22 protein-coding genes are annotated in these 17643 nt (G+C 41.2%); 21 read left to right on the top strand and 1 reads right to left on the bottom strand.

The window, feature by feature from the left end; all coding sequences use genetic code 11:
- Positions 1-332 precede the first annotated feature (332 nt).
- The 4 genes from Q0N70_RS11685 to Q0N70_RS11700 all read left to right on the top strand — a co-directional run bounded on the left by Q0N70_RS11685 (position 333) and on the right by Q0N70_RS11700 (position 3437).
- On the top strand, positions 333-1154 hold the full coding sequence (locus Q0N70_RS11685) for a YdcF family protein (RefSeq protein WP_294016966.1): 822 nt from the start codon (positions 333-335) through the stop codon (positions 1152-1154).
- 66 nt (positions 1155-1220) lie between these two features.
- On the top strand, positions 1221-1973 hold the full coding sequence (locus Q0N70_RS11690; RefSeq protein WP_294016968.1) for a hypothetical protein: 753 nt from the start codon (positions 1221-1223) through the stop codon (positions 1971-1973).
- A gap of 23 nt (positions 1974-1996) precedes the next feature.
- A complete protein-coding gene (locus Q0N70_RS11695; RefSeq protein ID WP_294016970.1) occupies positions 1997-2722 on the top strand; it encodes a hypothetical protein in 726 nt (241 codons plus the stop codon).
- Positions 2723-2846: 124 nt separating this feature from the next.
- Complete coding sequence (locus tag Q0N70_RS11700; protein WP_294016972.1) at positions 2847-3437, top strand: hypothetical protein; 591 nt, start codon at positions 2847-2849, stop codon at positions 3435-3437.
- 167 nt (positions 3438-3604) lie between these two features.
- Here Q0N70_RS11700 and Q0N70_RS11705 read toward each other — a convergent pair whose 3' ends face one another.
- Positions 3605-4066: a GyrI-like domain-containing protein gene (locus tag Q0N70_RS11705; RefSeq protein WP_294016974.1), complete on the bottom strand. Its 462-nt coding sequence runs from the start codon at positions 4064-4066 to the stop codon at positions 3605-3607.
- 123 nt (positions 4067-4189) lie between these two features.
- Here Q0N70_RS11705 and Q0N70_RS11710 point away from each other — a divergent pair, with 123 nt between their 5' ends.
- The 17 genes from Q0N70_RS11710 (at position 4190) to Q0N70_RS11790 (ending at position 17590) form a co-directional block, all read left to right on the top strand.
- Positions 4190-5077 (top strand): omptin family outer membrane protease, encoded by an 888-nt coding sequence (locus Q0N70_RS11710; RefSeq protein ID WP_294016976.1) that lies wholly within the window; start codon positions 4190-4192, stop codon positions 5075-5077.
- A 9-nt stretch (positions 5078-5086) separates the two neighbouring features.
- Positions 5087-6028 (top strand): YafY family protein, encoded by a 942-nt coding sequence (locus Q0N70_RS11715; protein WP_294016978.1) that lies wholly within the window; start codon positions 5087-5089, stop codon positions 6026-6028.
- Between the two features lie 122 nt (positions 6029-6150).
- Positions 6151-6960, top strand: coding sequence for a M48 family metallopeptidase (locus tag Q0N70_RS11720; RefSeq protein WP_294016980.1), 810 nt, complete (start codon positions 6151-6153; stop codon positions 6958-6960).
- A gap of 246 nt (positions 6961-7206) precedes the next feature.
- On the top strand, positions 7207-7833 hold the full coding sequence (locus tag Q0N70_RS11725; RefSeq protein WP_294016982.1) for a TetR/AcrR family transcriptional regulator: 627 nt from the start codon (positions 7207-7209) through the stop codon (positions 7831-7833).
- A 15-nt stretch (positions 7834-7848) separates the two neighbouring features.
- Positions 7849-8385 carry a flavodoxin family protein gene (locus tag Q0N70_RS11730; RefSeq protein WP_294016983.1) on the top strand — a complete coding sequence of 179 codons (537 nt, stop codon included), beginning with the start codon at positions 7849-7851 and terminating at the stop codon, positions 8383-8385.
- 46 nt (positions 8386-8431) lie between these two features.
- Positions 8432-9310 carry an MBL fold metallo-hydrolase gene (locus Q0N70_RS11735; RefSeq protein WP_294016984.1) on the top strand — a complete coding sequence of 293 codons (879 nt, stop codon included), beginning with the start codon at positions 8432-8434 and terminating at the stop codon, positions 9308-9310.
- A 24-nt stretch (positions 9311-9334) separates the two neighbouring features.
- Positions 9335-9982, top strand: a complete 648-nt coding sequence (locus Q0N70_RS11740) for an alpha/beta hydrolase (RefSeq protein WP_294016986.1) — start codon at positions 9335-9337, stop codon at positions 9980-9982.
- A gap of 41 nt (positions 9983-10023) precedes the next feature.
- Complete coding sequence (locus Q0N70_RS11745) at positions 10024-11124, top strand: alpha/beta hydrolase (protein ID WP_294016988.1); 1101 nt, start codon at positions 10024-10026, stop codon at positions 11122-11124.
- Positions 11125-11146: 22 nt separating this feature from the next.
- Positions 11147-12052, top strand: coding sequence for an NAD-dependent epimerase/dehydratase family protein (locus Q0N70_RS11750; RefSeq protein WP_294016990.1), 906 nt, complete (start codon positions 11147-11149; stop codon positions 12050-12052).
- A gap of 167 nt (positions 12053-12219) precedes the next feature.
- Positions 12220-12867 (top strand): CatA-like O-acetyltransferase, family 2, encoded by a 648-nt coding sequence (locus tag Q0N70_RS11755; RefSeq protein WP_294016992.1) that lies wholly within the window; start codon positions 12220-12222, stop codon positions 12865-12867.
- Positions 12868-12904: 37 nt separating this feature from the next.
- Positions 12905-13348, top strand: a complete 444-nt coding sequence (locus tag Q0N70_RS11760) for a GNAT family N-acetyltransferase (protein ID WP_294016994.1) — start codon at positions 12905-12907, stop codon at positions 13346-13348.
- 47 nt (positions 13349-13395) lie between these two features.
- Complete coding sequence (locus Q0N70_RS11765; protein WP_294016995.1) at positions 13396-13893, top strand: cysteine hydrolase family protein; 498 nt, start codon at positions 13396-13398, stop codon at positions 13891-13893.
- Between the two features lie 155 nt (positions 13894-14048).
- Entirely contained in the window at positions 14049-14471 is a 423-nt protein-coding gene (locus Q0N70_RS11770) for a cytidine deaminase (RefSeq protein ID WP_294016996.1), read from the top strand.
- Positions 14472-14527: 56 nt separating this feature from the next.
- Positions 14528-15346, top strand: a complete 819-nt coding sequence (locus tag Q0N70_RS11775; RefSeq protein WP_294016997.1) for a MerR family transcriptional regulator — start codon at positions 14528-14530, stop codon at positions 15344-15346.
- Between the two features lie 39 nt (positions 15347-15385).
- On the top strand, positions 15386-15739 hold the full coding sequence (locus Q0N70_RS11780) for a TrmO family methyltransferase (RefSeq protein ID WP_294016998.1): 354 nt from the start codon (positions 15386-15388) through the stop codon (positions 15737-15739).
- A gap of 203 nt (positions 15740-15942) precedes the next feature.
- Entirely contained in the window at positions 15943-16479 is a 537-nt protein-coding gene (locus Q0N70_RS11785; protein WP_294016999.1) for a GNAT family N-acetyltransferase, read from the top strand.
- A 28-nt stretch (positions 16480-16507) separates the two neighbouring features.
- Positions 16508-17590, top strand: coding sequence for a cation diffusion facilitator family transporter (locus Q0N70_RS11790; protein WP_294017000.1), 1083 nt, complete (start codon positions 16508-16510; stop codon positions 17588-17590).
- The last annotated feature ends 53 nt before the right edge of the window (positions 17591-17643 follow it).

Below are 17643 nucleotides of genomic sequence, written 5' to 3' on the forward strand. Positions count from 1 at the left end.
AGCACAAATTCGTTATTTTTTCTCCTCCGTGTCTAAATCTGAGGCTTATTATAAACAAAACAATTAGAATCTTACACTGTAAAAAGTAAACAAAATCTTGACCTTGATGAAATCTTGTTTGTGGCTAAAGAAATTAATAATGATGAAAAAAAATAAAAATTATCTAATTTTATTATATTTTTTTCTTTTTAAATAGAAAATTTAATTTAACTTATTTTTTATACAAAAATGTAGTTACATTTTCAATACCATAGAATAAAGAGTTTTTGTATATCTTTGATGTCATTTATAAGTTCTTTTCAATTAAAGTTTATGTATGTATAATCTCCATCATGCTTTCATTAATATTTCTCCTTTTATCAATTTCGTCCGGCGCTTATTTTGTTTTGATTAACATTGCTTCTCCGGGAACTGTTTTGGGGACGATCTTTGGTTTTTCTGCGGTTTGGTTTTGGATTGCCGTTTTCTTTGCGGTTCTTTTTGTGCTTGAAAAGCGAAATATTCTAAAAACAATTTGCGGCAAGATTTCAAAGCGTATAAAAATAATTTTGATTTTTTTATTTTGCGCGGGAGTTTTTATTTCCGGCTTGAATCTGTTTTTTATCTGCAATCCAAGACTTTCTGACGGAAAAGAAAATGTGCGCTACGTGATTGTTCTTGGCGGCGGAATCACAAAAGATGCCAAGCTTACAGATTCTGTGCAGAACCGCGTGCGTGTTGCTTCCGAATATTTAAAAGCTCATCCGGCATCTCTTGCGGTTGTTACAGGCGGAAAAGGAAAATTTTCTCCTTGCCCGGAATCTGATGTTTTAAAGCCTGCGCTTGCTTCTTATGGAATTGACGAAAACCGGATTCTTGCGGAAAACAAAGCAAAAGATACAATTCAAAATTTTATGTTCAGCGCGAAACTCTTTGCAGAGCATGACGGAATCAGCGTGGAAGAAGTTCTTGCTTCTCCAGTTGCGGTTGTAACGAGCGACTTTCACATTGCGCGGGCGGAACGTCTTGCTTCCAGAATGGGATTTTCAAATGTGTATGGAGTCGCGTCAAAAACTCCACCGCTTTTTGTCTTGAACAGTTACTGCCGTGAAATCTGTTGCTACGTAAAACTGAATTTAAGAATTTTGCTTACAGGAAAACCAAAGCATCTGTAGTAAAGTTACGCATTGTGATAGCATTGAATAAGATTTATTTTTGAGTCTTTGCTGGAGAAATTTATTATGAATAACTTTTGGGAAAAGATAAAACTGTTTTTCATTGATGCAAAAAATAAAATCGTTTCTTTTTTTGAAAAAATGAATAATTCTTTCTGCGGATTTTTAAAATCACTACGAAGCAAAATTTCAGTTTTCTTTGAAATGCATAAAAATTCAAAGGCAGAAAAAGATTCAACTTTAAAAGAAGAAACTGAAAAGCCAAAGGTAAAAAAATCAGTTGGTAAAAAAATTGGCTTTGCGTTTTTAAATTTTCTTGATGTTATTTTTGATTTAGTTTTTGCGGCAGTAATTATTCTAAGACTAAAACCAGAACTCATAAATGGCAATTCAGTTTGCAATAAGGTTTCGCTCATTGATTTTGTGAAAAATAATTTGCAGACCAATTCTCTATTTTTAGTTTTGCTTTTTGCATTGCTGGCGGCATATTTTATTTTCAAACTAATTTTTTCATTTATTTATGTGCGCGGCTTGCAGAGAGTTTCTTGCGCAATGATTGTGGCGTTGAGCATTGTTTCAATTTTCCTTTTGCCAGCAAACATTTTGTTCTTTCTTTTGTTTTATTTTCTTCTATATATTACGTTTCAAATTTCGTGCGGAATAAAACCCAAGTGCGCCATTTACAAGCTTTTTGCGGTAATAATTTTGGACATTGCGCTTTATCTTGAACTTCATCTGATTTTCATAGAGGAAATTCAGGATTCTATAAGAGATATTCAATGTTTAATTTTTAAAATTGTTGATTTTCTTAAGATTTAAAATAATAATAAAAGGAAATTTATATGAAAATTAATTTTAGTCTAAAACAGTTTTTTTCTCAAAAATGGCAGGTAAAACTTCCCATTATGCTTTTTGCGGTTGTAATGATGGGAGTTACACTTTCAGTTCTTATTGAAATTGGCTGGGGAACTGATCCTGCGACTTTTATGAATTATCATGTGGCTGCGCTGCTTGGAACTGACAATATCGGCTTGATTCAGATTATGGATTATGCGATTTTTCTTGTTTTTGTGATTTTGTTTGGAGCGCAGCATATTGGTTTTGGCTCGATTGCGAATATGTTTTTTATCGGATTTGTTTCTGATTTTTCACGCTGGATTTGGAAGCTGATTGGATTTCATCAGTTTTTGCAGAATGCGGAACTTTTGCCAAAGGCTGGAATTTTTGCTTTTATTTTGCTTCTTTTTGTAACTGCTTGCGCGATTTATATGAATTCAGAATTGGGAATTGCTCCTTACGATGCGGTTCCTAAAATTATCAGCGATAGATTTATTAAGCTTCCTTTTTTTGTTGTCCGCATTATTTTTGATTATTCTGCAATTACCATTGGACTTGTGGCGGCTTGTTTTGCAAAAGATAATATTCAGAATCCAGTTATGACTTTTGCAGGAATTGGACTTAGAACAAATATTTTCGGTTCAGTCTGCATGGCTCTTCTTTTAGGGCCTGCGATTTCTCTTGTTGGAAAATTGATGAAGAAAATTATTCCAGTGTTCCGAGAAAATTAAAAGTTTAAAATCACATTATTTTTTACTGCAAATTTTTATTTATACTATAATTGTGTTGGATAAAATCATGTTAAAGGATTTTTATAAAATGAAAAAAATTATATCAATATTTATGTTATTCTGTTTGTCAGTTTCACTTTTTTCCCAGCAGGTTTTAAACTCTAAAAAAGAGATTTCCGAAAAACTAAATTTTGTTCCTCAATATAAAGTTGGCGATGAAGGCGAGGGCGGCGGAATTGTGTTTTATGTTTCTGAAGAGGGATTTGTTGTCTATGATGGCATGGGCGGAGAAAAACTGTGCCATTATCTTGAAATGTCTAAATCAACACTGGGCGCTTCAAGCTGGTCTCCTGCTACTGGTTATGCTAATACTTTTGCTGGAATTGGCTATGGAAAATTCAATACAAAAAAAATTTTGGACTATTATAAAGAATTCAACCTTACAGAAGAGAATTGCGCCGCATACAGATGCAGTGTTTACTCCACAGAAAAAGCTGCTGCAGGTGAATGGTTTTTGCCGAGTAAAGACGAACTGAATGAAATGTATAAGACAATGAGCGGAACTGTGGTTTTGGATGCAAATGACAATCAGTTCTGGTCTTCGTTGGATTACGATAATCTTTTCGCACATTTCCAGAATTTCAGTGACGGTGATTTGTGCGGCGGCGATAAAGCGTGGCGTGGATATTCTGTTCGAGCTGTTCGGGCTTTTTAATTTGGTTTCTGTTATTGTCATTGCCCGGCGTAATTTTTCTTGTCATTCCCTGACTTGCTCAAGAAATTTGCTTATGATATTGCCGTGTCCAGAGCACGGCAATGACAGGTGAGAGCAAGCCTGATAATGACATTAAAAAAATGCCAGCAGTTTTTATATTGTAAAAATTATTTTATGGCAGCGTAAATAAAAATCGTTCCTGTTTTTCCGTCGCAGTCTTCCTGATATTCTTCAAAGTCGCCGGTGAATGTGCGTTCAAGCGGAGTGTTCCAAATTTCTGCCCAGGCTTTGCCAACGTCTTTTGCAACATCGCCCTTCACCGTGAACTTTGCATATTTTCCACTTGGAATTTGTTTTACTGCAAATCCTTTTTCTTTTGCATCTTCAGCTGATTCATTAAAAATTTGAACTCCCACAAGAACTGTGTAATCCTGCTCTGTCGGCATTCCGTAATCGCAGTAAAGTCCCACTGCCTTTTGATTTGCTCTGCCCGTGAACTTTGACTGCACGCTTCCAAGTTTCTGCCAAAGTCCGCCAATTTTTTGCTGCATATCCAGCGCGCTGTTTGATGTTACTTCTGTAAGTCCTGCGAATGTCATTTGTGGCAATTCTACAATTTCGTATTTCATGTTTTCTCCATTGAAAAAAAATTATGCTTGAATTATAAAATATTTAATATGACAACAGTATGTCATGTTTTATTTTAAATTTCATTTATTTTTTTTTGCTTAAATGTTATGATGAAAATGTCCGTGAAAAAAAAAATTATCTTTGCTTTGTTTATTTTATTTTTCTCTTGCTTCAAGTTCAACGCTGAAACTTTTTCGTTTGCGGCTTCCGTTGGTTTTCAGTCTGGAAAAGTTCAGGAATATGTTTATGATTCTGGCGATGTCCTTAGCCGGCTTGACTGGAAAACTGATTTTATTCCTGTTGCAAATATTTCTTCTAGGCTGAATATTTTTCACGTTGTTACTGACATTGGTTTTCTTTGCGCTTTGCCAATAAAGTATGGAACGATTGAAGACTGGGACTGGCTTGGCGAAGATAAAACAAGAGTTACAAATTTTTCAAAGCACGATCTTTCAGTTGAAAAAAAATTTGAGATTGAAGCAAAGAGCGGATATGAATTTGTTTTTGAAAAAATAAAACTTGTTCCGCAACTTGGCTTGCGTTATCGTAATCAAAAATTCAAAGCGCACGATGGCTATTATCAGTATGCAGATTATGAGAATGGCGAGTATTTGAACAGTTCAATAGGAAAGAAAAAAATAAAAGGAACTGGACTTTCTTATGAGCAGCAGTTTGTGCTTCCTTTTATTTCTCTTGAAGCTGAATATAAAATTTTTTCCAACTTGGATTTAATCTTAAACTGGAGATGCTATCCTTATATTTATTGCTTTGCGGTTGACAGACATTATTTTAGAAATGCTGATTTCCGCGATGCAATGTACGGCTCTGGATTTTTGCTTGGCGCGGAATTGCGTTGCAAGTCTTTTTCAATTCTTGTTGATTATGAATTTCTTGAATGCAAAAACGGAACATCAGAATTTAAGGAAGATGGAAAATCCGCTGTGGAACTTTATACTGTGCCTGGAATAAAATCTTCTGTTGTTTCTGTTATGGCACGGTATAAATTTTAAAATAAAAATATGTCGCAGAAAAATCTTTTTGAGCTTGTTTACATTCTCTTGGATAAAAAATCAGTAACTGCAAAAAATCTTGCGGAACATTTTGGTGTTTCTGAACGGACAATTTACCGTTGGGCAGAATCTTTGGCGGAAGCTGGAGTTCCGATTTATTCTACACAAGGAAGGGGAGGCGGATTTGCAATTGCGGAAAATTATACGCTTGATAAAACCATTTTTACTGATGAAGAAAAATGTTCTGTTGTTTCAAGTTTGAAGGCAGTTGCAAAGCTTGCAGGCGGCGAGTGTTCATGCAAAAATTCTGCGGAAAAAACTGCGGCGCAAAAACTTAGCGGATTTGTTGCAAAAAACACTGACTGGCTTGAACTTGATTTTTCTCCATGGAATCCGCAGGGAAAAAATATCAACGAGATATTTAATAAACTCAAAAATGCCATAATAGAAAAACAGCAGGTTGAGTTTGATTATTTTTCGCTGAACAAAAAAACTGAGCATAGAACTGTGCAGCCTTGGAAAATTGTGTTCCGTGGTGTGGGCTGGTATTTTTACGGCTGGTGCAATGTGCGCTGTGCTCCAAGATATTTCAAGCTGAATAGAATCTGCAATCTAAAAGTGCTGAACAAAAAAGTTTTTATGGAAGAAAAAGAATTTGGAATTGAACAAGAAAATTCTTATAGCGCAGAAAAAGAAATTTCAATGATTGAAATAACTGCTCAAGTTGCAGACAACGAGCTTTATAGAATTCTGGATGAATTTGCAATTTGCAAAGTTGAAAAGTTTTCTTCAGAAAGTTCAATTGTAAAATTCAATGCGCCGGAAATCAGCTGGCTTGTTCCTTTTCTTTTGTCATTTGGCTCAGCTATAAAAATAATTTTTCCTGAAAAAATAAAAGAACAATTTTCTCTTGAAGTAAAAAAAATGTCAGCGCGAATAAATGAAAAATAAAAATTCAATTGAAGAAGATAAAAATATTGGTATAATAAATTCTAGTTTATAGATTAAGGTTTAATATAGAGTTTTATAAATTAATGTCATTGCACGGGAATGACAGTTAAGCAGGTGTTTTTATGAAAAATTTTTTGCGGATTTTATTTTCATCTTTTGTCTTGGTTTTATTTTTTGGATGCATGGCGACAACGACTTCAGCTGGAAATGTAGACGCGGACAGAAATCAGCTTATGATTGTTTCCGAAGAGCAGATGGAACAGAGCGCGAACGAGTCCTATGCTCAGGTTATTGCCGAAGCAAAAAAGTCTGGCACGCTGAATGTTGACGCTTCGATTGTTGCCCGCGTAAGGGCTGTTGCAAAAAATTTAATCTTGCAAGTTGGAGCTTTTAGAGAAGATGCGCTTTCCTGGAACTGGCAGGTGAATGTAATTAGCGACAGCACTGTAAATGCTTGGTGTATGCCCGGCGGAAAAATTGTTGTCTACACTGGAATTATCCAAAGCCTTAACTTGACAGATGCGCAGCTTGCCGCTGTAATGGGGCACGAAATTGCGCATGCGCTTAGAGAACATAGCCGTGAGCAGGCTAGCAGCGAAACTTTGAAGAACGCTGGAATTGCAGTTGTTTCTTCTGTTGCAGGACTTGATGAAACTGGAAGCTCCTTGCTTGGACTTGCGGCTCAATATACTTTGACTCTTCCGTTTTCACGTTCGCATGAAACAGAAGCGGATCACATTGGAACAGAACTTATGGCACGTGCGGGATACAATCCTAATGAAGCTGTTGCGGTCTGGGAAAAAATGTCTGCGCTCGGCGGAAGTCAGATTCCAGAAATTATGAGCACTCATCCTTCCAACACAAGCCGAATAAAAGACTTAACTGAAATCTCTAAAAAAGTTTATCCGCTTTACGAAGCTGCAATAAAATAAGTTTTAAATTCAATTCTAAATTTTTCTAAAAAAACTTTTCCCGGTTTGATTCTTTCGTTTTCACAATCGGGAAGTTCCCAAAACATGAAATGCAAAAAACTTGTATTCTGAAAAATAAAACTTCAATACATTTTAGCATTTAGATTCCTGTAAACAATTTGTACCGTTCGAATAAATTTTTTCCGCTTGACAGCCTACCCTTTGGTAGTTATATTAACAGCAAAACTTTTGGCAGGAAACTTCAATATGGCGGAAAAAGGTAACACAAAGCAGGTGATTCTGGCGGCGGCGCTGGATTTGTTTTCAACGCAGGGATTCGAGGCGACTTCCATGCAGCAGATTGCGGAGGCGGTGGGAATCCGTAAGCCTTCTCTTTACAGCCACTTTGCGGGCAAGCAGGAAATTCTTGACGAGCTGACGCAGACGGTCATGGAGCAGTACGAAAAACATTCGCTCTTTGCTCAGGCGGACTGGGACAGCCCCGATTTCACTTCCGGCAAGCAGGACATCACGGAAGACGACGTTCTCCAGATGATTCTGAAACATTTTCACTACATTGTGCATGACCCGCAAATCAGCAAGTCGCGCAAAATGCTTACAATCGAGCAGTTCCAGAATCCCAAACTCAAGGAGCTTCAGACCAAGCAGAATTACACAGACGTCATGCGCTATTTTACAGGGCTTGTGAAATTTCTTATCCGCCGGAAAAAACTTTTCGGAAGCGATGCGGAAATCATGGCGGCTCAACTTTGCCTTCCGGTTACCGTGTGGATAAATCTTTGCGACCGCGAGCCTGAACGCGAGGATGAAATTGCCGGTCTGATTGAAAGGCACGTCCGTCAGTTTTTCAAGATTTACGGAAACGGAAAATAAACAAGGAAGTGAAAAATGAGCAGAATTCTTGTATTGAACGGAAGCGTGCGCAGGGGCGGAAACACGGAGCTTCTTGTGCAGTCATTTGCCGAGGGCGCGCGGAAAAACAACAGCGTGGAAATCGTTTCGATGGCGGACTTCAAGGTGAATCCGTGCATTGGCTGCAACTCGTGCTTTAATCGGGAAGAAAACGACTGCTCTCAGAACGACGATATGACAAAGGTTTACGAAAAACTCAAATCAACGGACATTCTAGTGATTGCCTCGCCGGTTTATTTTTATGGAATAAGTGCGCAGCTTAAAGCCATGATTGACCGCTTGCACACTCCGATGCGCAATTCGTTTCCGATAAAAAAACTCGCTCTGATTCTGGTTGGAGCCGCAAGCCTGCCGGAAATGTTCGACGCGATAAAAGTGCAGTATCGGCTTGCCTTGAATTTCTTTGGCCTTGAGGACGCAGGAACAGTTCTCGTGCGCGGCGCAAAGGAAAAAGGCGACGTGAAAAACACGGACGGACTGAAAGAGGCTTACGAACTTGGAAACTCGATGTGAGAATCAAAAAATATAACGAAAACTTTTTACAGAAGGAGAAGAAAAAATGTACGAACTGATTCAGCTTTCAGAGCGGACTTATTACATCAAAAGTCCGACGAACATCGGGCTTGTAAAACTGGACGATAAAAATGTCTGCCTGATTGACAGCGGAAACGACAAGGATGCAGGGCGGAAAATCCGGCAGTTACTTGATGCGAACGGCTGGAATCTGACGGCAATTTATAACACTCACTCGAACGCTGACCACATCGGCGGAAACAAATATCTTCAGAATCAGACAGGCTGTAAAATCTATGCGCCGGGAATTGACTGCGCGTTCACAAGACATCCGGTTTTGGAGCCGTCGTTTCTGTATGGCGGATTTCCTCCAAAGGATTTGCGCTGTAAATTTCTTCTGGCACAGGAAAGCGACGCACAAGAGCTGACGGAGCAAAATATTCCGGACGGATTTGAAATCATAAAGCTGCCCGGACATTTTTTTGATATGGTCGGATTCCGCACGGGTGATGACGTGGTTTTTCTTGCCGACTGCCTTTCAAGCCGGGAAATTCTGGAAAAGTACCAGATTGGATTTATCTACGATGTCGCCGCCTATTTGCAGACGCTCGAAATGGTGAAAAATCTTGACGCAAAAATGTTCATTCCGTCGCACACAGAAATCACCGATGACATTTCCGCTCTTGCCCAGTACAACATCGACAAGGTAAATGAAATCGCAGAGAAAATTCTTGGGCTTTGCGGAGAACCGCGAACTTTTGAAAATATCCTGCAGAATCTTTTTGCGGAATACAAACTGACGATGAACTTTGAGCAGCATGTGCTTGTTGGAAGCACAGTCCGTTCCTATCTCGCCTGGCTGAAAGACAGCGGAAAACTTACTGTCAATTTTGAAAACAACCTTATGAGTTGGAAGCGTATATAATTTATATTTACAGGAGAAAAAACAATGAACAACACACTCGTAATTTACGTTCACGGAAAAGGCGGAAATGCTGACGAATCCGAGCATTACAAAAAACTTTTTGCAGACTGCGATGTCGCAGGCTTTGACTACAAGAGCGAAACACCGTGGGATTTTAAGGAAGAATTTTTGAACTGGGCGGAAGAAAAATTCTGCGGCTACAAAAGCGTGATTCTTGTTGCGAACAGCATAGGCGCGTATTTTTCGATGAACGCGATTTCGCAAATCGACGCTGAAACTGACGGCTCAAAAAATGAAATCACTGCAAAAATCGACAAGGCATTTTTTATCTCTCCGATTGTGAACATGGAAAAACTGATTTGCAACATGATGACTTGGGCTGGCGTAACTGAAAATCAGCTTGAGAAAAAGAAAATTATCAGTACAGACTTTGGCGAAAAACTTTCGTGGGAATATCTGATCTACGTCCGCAAAAATCCGATTCAATGGAAGATTCCGACTGAGATTCTTTACGGCGAACATGACAACCTCACTTCGCTTGAAACGGTTTCGGAATTCGTGCGCGCCCACAACGCAAATCTTACGGTGATGAACGGCGGCGAGCACTGGTTCCACACGGACGAACAGATGAAGTTTCTGGACGGATGGATTGAAGAAAAATTGGAGCGGTAAATACAATCGCTCCAAAGTAATTTTTAATATATAATATAAAAATGAAGTTGAACAAAATCGGATTGGTTGCTTTTATTTTCATCGCTTTTTTGGTGCTCGTTGCACTTTTTGTTATGTTTTTGCGTTTTAGAAACCGCAGTAAAATTAAAATTGACGGCAAAAACAGCGTTCAGGAATCCTTGTTTCTTGATATTAATGGAATGAAGCAGTACGTTCAGATTCGAGGAGAAAACGTTGAAAATCCTGTTATGATTTTTGTTCATGGAGGACCGGCAAGCCCAATGGGATACGTTTCCGCCTATTATCAAAAGGAACTTGAATCATCCCTTACAATAATCAATTACGACCAGCGGGGTTGTGGCAGAACTTATTATGCGAACGGCTGCGATTCAGAATGTAATATCGAGTTGCTTGTCAGCGACCTTGATGCCACCGTTGAATATGCAAAAAAACGTTTTGGAAAAGATACGGTGATTATTGCAGGTCATTCTTGGGGAACGGTGATTGGCAGCATTTACGTGCAAAAAGCTCCTCAAAATGTGAGCTGCTATATTGGCATAAGTCAGATTACGAATCTTTACAAAAACAAGTTGAATGTTGCCCGAACAGCTCTTGAAAAAGTTGAAATTAGGGGAACAAAAAACGAAGAAGAACTTTCGGCGTTAATTGAGAAGATGAGCAATGTCAAAAATTATGATGACATGTCGATTTCTGACCTTAGCCGTCTTGTCACAATTTCTAAAAAATATATTGCCTGCAAAGGTGAAATGTCGGGATTCGCCCAAATGACTGCCGGAATCACATCCGCCGACATGAATTTTACCGACATAAAATGGTTTTTACGTCAGATGAATGTAGAAAACTTTTTTGCCCAAAACAAAAATCTGATGGAATACGCCTTTTTTAGTTTTGACATTGATTCACTTTCAAAAAATTACGATGTGCCAGTTTATTTTCTTGCCGGCAAAGGCGACTATTCGGTTTGCCAAAAAGATGCTCAAACCTATTACGAAAAAATCACCGCACCGGACAAAGCTTTTTATTGGATTGAAAACGCAGGACACAGTATGTTCATGGATTCCCCAAAACAATATTACGAGGTAATAAAAAATATTTTGGAGAAATTAAAATATATAAAATAAATATTTTTGCAGAGGAAGAAGAATGAAAAAAATTCTGATTACCGGCGGAACAACTTTTGTGAGCAAATATGCCGCCTCTTACTTTTGCGAGCACGGCTACGAAGTTTTCGTTTTGAACAGAAACACAAAAAAGCAAGTTAGCGGCGTAACTTTGATTGAAGGCGACCGGCACAATTTGGGCGGCAAACTGAAAAATCTGCACTTTGACGTTGTGGCAGACATCACCGCTTACAACGCGCAGGACATAATCGATTTGACGGATTCACTCGGTTCGTTTGACCAGTATATAATGGTAAGTTCCAGCGCGGTTTATCCAGATGATGGAAAACAGCCTTTTGAAGAAGAATGTGAAAGAAAGTCGAACAAGTTTTGGGGAAAATACGGAACGGACAAAATCGAAGCTGAAAACGCACTTTTGCAAAAAGTTCCAGACGCGTACATTTTGCGACCGCCGTATCTTTATGGGGCGATGAACAATGTTTATCGCGAGGCATTTGTTTTTGACTGTGCAAGGCTCGACCGTCCGTTTTATCTTCCGGGAGACGGCAGCATGAAACTTCAGTTTTTTCATGTGAAAGATTTGTGCCGCATTATCGAAAAAATAATTAAAACAAAGCCTGTCGAACACATTCTGAATGTTGGGAATGAGCAACCAGTTTCGATAAAAGATTGGGTTACGCTTTGCTACAAATGCCTTTCAAAAACGCCGACCTTTGTTGAAGTTAGCAAAAAAATTGAGCAGAGAAATTATTTTTGCTTTTACGATTACGAATATTTTCTTGACGTGCAAAAACAAAAGCCTATTCTGCCAAACACAATTGCACTTGAAGAGGGACTAAAGGAAGCTGCCGACTGTCATTTTACAAACGAGCAGGAAGTCCGCAAAAAAGATTATTTGAAATTTATTGATGAAAATTTGCGGAAGTAATCGTAAATTGACATAGGAATGTTCTAGAAGTTGAAAAAATGCGGTGATTTAGCTTGTCGAAATCAGCGTACGTAGTGTAGTTGGTTATTTCGACAGGCTCAATAACCTCTAAAACTTAAACTTATTGAATATCCCAATTTTCTCATTGATTTTTTACAGGAGCAAACATGAACCCGATTTCAGTAGACCCGAAGACGACTTCGCGGGCGCAGGCTTTTGAGCTTTGGATGAATGCGCCCAATCCGATGGTAACTTTTTTCAAGACGCTGGACGTTTCGCCGCTTGTAAGGCTGAGCCACAGGCGCAAACTCAAGTTCAATATGCTCCTGTGCTGGTGCGTGGGAAAAGCCGCCAGCGAGGTGAAGGAATTTTTTCTGCTTCCGGTTGGCGGTGAGCTGTTGAAGTACGATTCGCTTGCCGTGAACACAATCGTTAAGAACAAAAGCGGTGAGGTAAGTTCGTGCGATGTTCCGTTCAATGACGACATCGAAAAATTCAACTGCGACTATCTTGAGCTGACAAGCGAGGTTGCCCAAAACTGCCAAAATCACGACCTTACGCAAAGCATGGTGATTGGAACTTCCGCCATAATCGACACGGAAATTGACGGCGCAGTCGGCATGAACAGCGGAATCTTCAACAATCCGTTCATGATTTGGGGAAAATACCGCCGCCGATTTTTCAAGACAACGCTCACCGTTTCGTTCCAGTTCCACCACACGCAGATGGACGGAGCGCACGCCGGAAGGTTTCTTGAGCTTTTGCAGCAGAACATCAAAAGCGTGAAAAAGGAATTCGGGAAAAATGGAAGATAAGAAAATACAGCGATGACAATTTTCTGGAGGTGCGGTTATGGAATCAGATTGTCTTGTCCGCAAAATCAGGCAGGAAGAAATTGCGGAAGCGTTGCGTTTGGTCTGGGACGTGTTTTTGGAATTTGAATCGCCCGACTATACAAAAGAAGGCGTTGAGGAATTTTACAAAAGTATCCATGACGAAAGCTACCTTTCAAAACTCTGCTGGTATGGCGCGTTCATTCAGGAAAAACTTGTCGGAATAATTGCGACTCGGAACGAGGGAACTCACATCGTGCTGTTTTTTGTGGACGGAAAATATCACAGGCAGGGAATCGGAAGGCGGATGTTCGAGTTCGCACGGAGCATGAACAGTTCCGGAAAAATGACGGTGAATTCTTCGCCGTATGCTGTGCCCGTTTATCACAGGCTCGGATTTTGCGACACGGACACGGAACAGGTTGTGAACGGATTGCGCTTCACGCCGATGGAAATGAAATAGCCTGATTGTCGGGTTTTGACAATATTTAATATACGAGGAGAAACAAAATGAAAAACAGTGCGTTGGTCGTGATTGACCTTCAGAATGACATTACAAAAAATTACAGGGAAATAATCGCTCGTGTGAATCAGGCGATTGATTGGGCGGCAGGCGGAATGCACGTTGTCTACATTCAGAATCACAACCTTTCAGCCGGAACAAGAACATTCAAGCCGGGAACGCATGGGGCTGAGCTTGTGCCCGAAATGAAAATCGCTTCCGACCACATTTTCACCAAGACAAAAAGCAATGCCCTGACAAGCGCGGATTTCACCGACTTCATTCAGGAGAACGGACTTACAGAATTTTTTATTGCCGGAGCGGACGCGACTGCCTGCGTAAAATCCACCTGCTTCAACATGACAAAAAACGGCTACACCGTCCACGTGATTTCCGACTGCATTTCAAGCTACAACAAAAACAAGATTCCCGAAATGCTCGCCTACTACGAAAGCAAAGGCTGCGACGTAAGAACTTTTGACGAGATGTGCCGGTCGCTTGTGTAATTCCCACACTTGTTCCGTGTCATTCCCTTGCTTGAAAAGGGAATCTATTACAGGTGATTATTAACCAAGTTTGTTTTGCAAACATCGTGGCTCTAGTTTTGCAATGACAAGGAGACAACGCCGGATACGGCACTATTAAAAACGGAGGAACAAAAATGAACGAAACGAAAAACGACATTTGGGAAAAACTTTACAACGCGGCTAGGAAAGTTCAGAATGCGCGGACAATCTCGCCCTTTATTGAGGCAGGCGGAGTTGCGGCGGCGATTCTCACGAAGGGCGGAAACATTTACGTCGGTGTCTGCATCGACACGGCAAGCACGCTCGGAATGTGCGCGGAACGGAATGCAATTGCGAACATGATTACGAACGGAGAAAGCCAGATTGAAAAACTCGTCGCCATAACGCCCGACGGAAAAGTGGGTTCACCGTGCGGAGCGTGCCGCGAATACATGATGCAACTCGACAAGGACAGCGGCGAAATCGAAATCCTCGTTGACTACGAAAAGCGAAAAACTGTCCGCCTAAAGGAACTGCTTCCCGACTGGTGGGGAAAATCGCGGTTTGAGGAAAAATGACAAAAATTTCTGCAAATCGGTTTGTATCGCTTGTTGCAATAAAGATGCGGTGATTTATGTTCAGAATCGGTGAATTCTCAAGGCTGACTCAAGTTTCGGTGCGGATGTTGCGCTACTATGACGAGGAAGGGCTTCTTGTACCTGCGGAAGTTGACAGGTGGACAGGGCACAGGCTTTATTCGGCGGAGCAGATTCCCATGCTGAACAAAATTCTGTATCTGCGGGACAGCGGACTGAATGTAAAGGAAATCGCTCTTGCTCTTAAAATGGACGGGCAGAAACTTCTTGCAATGCTCGGCAGAAAGCGCACGGAAATCGAAAAGACGATAATGCAGGAACAGGAAAAACTCAAAAAGATTGAGACTGCGCGACGCGGAATTCTTTGCGGCGGCGGAGACTTTCATTACAACATCTCGCTCAGATTAATTCCTGCGTGCAAGGTTCTTTCGGTGCGTAAGATCGTGGCGGACTACTGGTGCGAGGGCGAACTGTGGAAGGAGCTTTCATCGTTTGCGGAAAAGAACAAAATCGCAATTTCGGGCAGCACGTTTTCAATTTACCACGACACTGAATTCAAGGAGCGGAACGTTGACATCGAACTTTGCGCCCCGGTCAATACGAATGGAAATGTCGAGCCGCCGTTCAATTTACGGACAACAGAATCAGTTTTGAACATGGCATGCACGATGGTTTACGGTGAGTTTTCTAACATCAGGAACGGTTACCTTGCCTTTGCCGAGTGGCTTGAAAAAAACAGCGGATACAAAATGACTGCCCCGACACGCCAGATTGTGCACAGAGGTCCCTGGAACGAAAGCGACCCGGAAAAATATCTGACAGAAATTCAGATTCCTCTTGTATCTGACACGGTGTGAGGTTTTATACTCCAATCATCAGTTTTTATTGGAGGCAATATGAAATATCAGGTAAAGGAAATCGGCAAGGTGAGGAACGATGGAAACGGTGCGTTCATTCAGCTGGAAAAGGAGTTTATTCCGGGACTTTGTGCGCTGGAAGGATTCAGCCACATAAACGTGCTATGGTGGTTCAGCGGATGCGACAATGGGCAGGACAGAAACGAACTGCAAACTCAGCAGCCTTACAAGGACGCGCCGGAAATAATGGGAGTTTTTGCAACACGCTCTCCCGCACGCCCGAATCCGCTTGCATTGACGGCATCCGAAGTGCTCGACATTGATTTTGCAAATGGAATTATCCGCATTGCATTCATTGATGCGGGAATCTCCTGTTGCGCAATAAATTGCTGATCAAGTTTGCTTTGCAAACATCGCGTGTCAAATACGGCAATGACAAAGAATCAGGCTGTACAATAGAAGAAAAATGGAGGCATGATAAAAATTACATCCGTGTAATTTTTATCATTACAGTTTGCTCAAGCGTTGCTTTCACAAACTGTGATTCTCGCCATCCGTGGCTCGCCGCTATGCGGAGTTTTATAAGGAGGAAAAAAATGAACGGCAAACCGATAATCGAAACTGTGCGCCTTGTTCTCCGGGAATACACTCCGGAAGATTTTGACGCGCTTTTTGAGATAATGTCCGACGAGGAGACAATGCGGCACTATCCTGCGCCTTTTGATGGGGAGCGCACGCGCGGCTGGATTGACTGGAACATTCAGAATTACAGGGAATACGGCTTCGGACTGTGGGCAATTATATTGAAGGAAAGCGGAGAATTTATCGGCGACTGCGGAATCACGATTCAGAACATCGACGGGGAAATGCTCCCTGAAATCGGCTACCACATCAACAAAAAATACTGGCGCAAAGGATTCGCAAGTGAGGCCGCAAAAGCAGTGTGCGACTGGGCGTTCACAAACACAAAATACGACCGCCTTTATTCGTACATGAAATACACGAATGTCGCCTCGTACTCAACCGCCAGCGCAATCGGCATGAAAAAAGTCAAGGAATATCCCGACGAGAAAAACGGAATTTCCTGCGCCTATGCAATCACACGCGATGAGTGGGAAAGATTGTATTCCTGAAAAATGGCGTTTATAAATCGGAGGAGATATGATTCCAATCATTCTTAATTTGTGTCTTGGCATTTTCAAATATATCTGCGGCACGGTCAGCGGACTGTCCTCGATTACTTCCGACGCGGCAAACAATCTGTCGGACGCGGTAACTTCCCTGATGACTGTGCTTGGCGTAAAAATGGCTTCGACTTTGGGCGGACAGCGGCATCAGAACGGACACGGACGGATGGAATGGATTGTGGGGCTGGTGGTCTCCTGCTCAATCGTGCTGGTCGGCTGGGAATCTCTCGGAAATTCAGTTCACGCAATCAGAAATCCTGCAAGCCCGAAGTTCAATGTTTTTATTCTTATTGTGATGCTCGTGTCAATCGGCATAAAGATTCTTCTGTTCCTTTTCAACCGCAAAAAAAGCCTGGAGAAAAATTCTTCCGCCTACAAAGCTGCCGCCGCTGACTGCATTAGCGACGCGGTTTCGACTTCTGTTGTTACGCTCACCTTTTTGGCGGATTCTCTTCTGAAGCTTCATCTTGACGGCTGGTGCGGAATTCTTGTCTCGCTGTTCATCATGCGGAACGGATTGCTTTCGTTTGCGGAAATTACACGGCGCGTTTTGGGAGAAGTTGCGGATGCTGATTTGTCGGAGCAGCTGAAAAATTTTGTGCTGAAATACAACGAAAATCTGATTGGCGAAGTCGTCGATTTGCAGTTAATGGATTACGGCTACGAACGTTACGGCGCATCACTGACGGTCAGGGCAAAACACGGTGCGGATCGGGCGGAATTCCTTTTGCTGGTTGCCGACTTGAAAAGCGCAGTATATCAGAAATTCGGTTACATCACCACAATCGAACCTGAAATTCCTGCGTCCCCAAAAGTTCAGGAGCAGGTCATGGAAATTGTCCGCCACAAAATCAGCGGAATTGACAGAAATCTGACAGTCGCCGAAAACACGCGCGTCAACGAAGGAGCAGACAGGCCGCAAGCCATAATCTGCATTCTCGTTCCGTTCTCGTACAGTAGCCACGAGCAGGAAATTTTTCAGCAAGTTCAAGCCAGCCTGAAAGACCAGAATTTTTCCTACACGGTAAAACTTCTTGCCGGAAAGGGGAAGTTGTAAAAATCACAAACCACCCGTCAAACGGGTGGTTTGCACTTAGCCTATAAGGCTAG

This window comes from uncultured Treponema sp. (assembly GCF_945873775.1).
Taxonomy (GTDB): domain Bacteria; phylum Spirochaetota; class Spirochaetia; order Treponematales; family Treponemataceae; genus Treponema_D.